Consider the following 2,148-nt stretch of genomic DNA (forward strand, 5'->3'; position numbering starts at 1 on the left):
CCCCGGACGGCTCCGGGGGCGTCTACGTCGTCATCAGCGACCTACCTGTAGGCCGTGCCTACACGCAGGCACGGACCTGGCTCGGCTTCCAGATCTCCGCCGCCCACCCCGACGCCGACATCTACCCCCACTACACCGGAACGCTCACCCGCACTGACGGCCAGCCGCACGGCCAGGCCATCCAGCACGTCACCTGGCAAGGACGTCCCGACGAACCAGCCCTGCAGCTCTCCCGCCGCTCCAACCACCGTGACCCCGCGGTCGACACCCCCGTCAACAAGGCAGTGAGGATCCTGGCATGGCTCACCGCGCAGTGAACCCACCAGCCACCGGGGCAAGCCTGACCATCCCCGCCCGCCTCTGGCAGCAACTCCATGCGCACCTGTTCCCCGGTGACCAGGCGGCCCACAGCGCCGTCCTCCTCGCCGGATGGACCGACGGCCCCCGAGGACTGCGCCTCCTGGCCCGCGAACTCATCCCCGCCCGCGACCACATCGACTACGGGCCCGGCACCACGGGACACCACGCCCTCTCAGCCGCCTTCGTCCGCGACAACATCCTGCGAGCCCGCGACGAACACCTCGCCTACATCCCTGTCCACAACCACGGCGGCACCACCCGCGTACGCTTCTCGCCCACCGACCTGGCCAGCCACGAACGTGGCTACCCCACCCTCACCCAGATCAGCAACACCCCCGTATGCGGCCTCGTCCTCACCCTGCAAGCCGCAGCCGGCGACCTCTGGCACCCCGACGGCACCCGCACCAACCTTGCCGAAGTCGTCATCCCCGCCAACAACCTCCTGCGCCTCCGCCCCCAGCCGGCCACAGCCAGCACCCCAGACACCAGCCACGCCTCCTACAACCGCCAGGTACGCATCTTCGGCGACCTCGGACAGCAGACCTTCCAGGCCATGAGGGTGGCCGTCATCGGCCTGGGCGGCGTGGGCAACCTGATCACCGAATACCTCGCACGCCTCGGCATCGGCCACCTGGTCCTCATCGACGATGACCTCGTCGACGAGACCAACCTGCCCCGCCTCTCCGGCGCGACCACCGATGACGTCGGCCATCCCAAGACCGCCCTAGCCAGCCGACTGGCCCGGCAAGCACAGCCCACCATCACCATCACGCCAATCACCGAGCGTGTCGAGCAACCCCACGTCCAAGCCGAACTACGCCACTGCGACTGGCTCTTCCTCGCAGCAGACGGCGCCGCCGCCCGTCACTTCACCAACGCCGCAGTTCAGCAGTACCTCATCCCCGCCACCCAGGCCGGCGTGAAGATCCCCGTACGCGATGGCACTGTCGGGCAAATCCACGCCGTCACCAGACTCCTTCTTCCCGGGACCGGCTGCTTGTGGTGCGACGGACTGATCAACCCCACCGGCCTCGCCATCGACATGCACGCCCCCGCCGACCGAGCCGCCGCACACTACGTCCCCGGCACGCCGGCCGCCAGCGTCCTCCCCCTCAACGCCCTCGCCGCCGCCGAAGCCGTCAGCCACTTCATGCACGCCGTGAGCTGCCTTCACGACGACGATCTCGACCACGCCGGCGTCCTGCACCGCCCCCGCACCCGCACACGAGACCTCATCAACTCCCGCACCCACCACGACTGCCGATGGTGCGCCCCGCAAAAGCAGTTCGCACTCGGAGACCGACCAACCGCCAACGTGGCATCCAGCTGACAGAGCAGTTCCACGAACCGAAGCGATCCACCAAGCGTTGCCCCTCCGCAACAGCCCTACCAGCGCATGCCCAACTCATCGAGTTCCGCACGGCGCTCCGCTGCAAGCTTGTCTGCCCGTCGTCGGGTGTTGTCGAGCCATCTCCCAAGCCGGACGGCCGTACTCCTGTCCCCGTCCTCACCAGCCAGCTCCTCTACATGGCTTCTTGGGACGCGGAGGTGACCCTCGCGGGTGTGGAACTGGCGGGCAGCCGCAAGGTGAGTAGCCCACCGATCGGCCTGCGTCCTCCGGGCCGGCACCGCCGTCTCGTGCTCGCCCAAAGGCTCCACGCCGAGGCTCTCCAGTAGGTACCGCTGCGCCGTGACCAGTCCATCCCACCCGGCTCGCTGCGCGGTCACCCACACCGTGAGGTCCTCGCCCTGGACGACAACCTCACCCGGCACGGCCGGCAGAACTCC

Annotated in this window: 3 protein-coding genes; 2 read left to right on the top strand and 1 reads right to left on the bottom strand. The window is 68.8% G+C overall.

Annotation, left to right across the window (positions count from 1 at the left end; genetic code table 11):
• Both H293_RS0148765 and H293_RS52450 read left to right on the top strand, forming a co-directional pair.
• Positions 1–317: hypothetical protein (locus H293_RS0148765; protein ID WP_020125002.1), on the top strand; the 317-nt coding region annotated here is incomplete at its 5' end.
• Positions 299–1,690, top strand: a complete 1,392-nt coding sequence (locus H293_RS52450) for a ThiF family adenylyltransferase (protein ID WP_106968650.1) — start codon at positions 299–301, stop codon at positions 1,688–1,690. The genes H293_RS0148765 and H293_RS52450, both read left to right, overlap by 19 nt.
• A gap of 56 nt (positions 1,691–1,746) precedes the next feature.
• Here H293_RS52450 and H293_RS0148775 read toward each other — a convergent pair.
• Positions 1,747–2,148, bottom strand: a 402-nt coding sequence (locus tag H293_RS0148775; protein WP_028808884.1) for a helicase associated domain-containing protein, incomplete at its 5' end; no start/stop codon positions are given.

Origin of the sequence: Streptomyces canus 299MFChir4.1, assembly GCF_000383615.1 — a bacterium.
In the GTDB taxonomy this organism is placed as follows: domain Bacteria; phylum Actinomycetota; class Actinomycetes; order Streptomycetales; family Streptomycetaceae; genus Streptomyces; species Streptomyces canus_C.

Bases quoted from the DNA above. Each gene is read 5' to 3' on its own strand.
- H293_RS52450 (WP_106968650.1), top strand. From the start codon at position 299: ATGGCTCACCGCGCAGTGAACCCACCAGCCACCGGGGCAAGCCTGACC.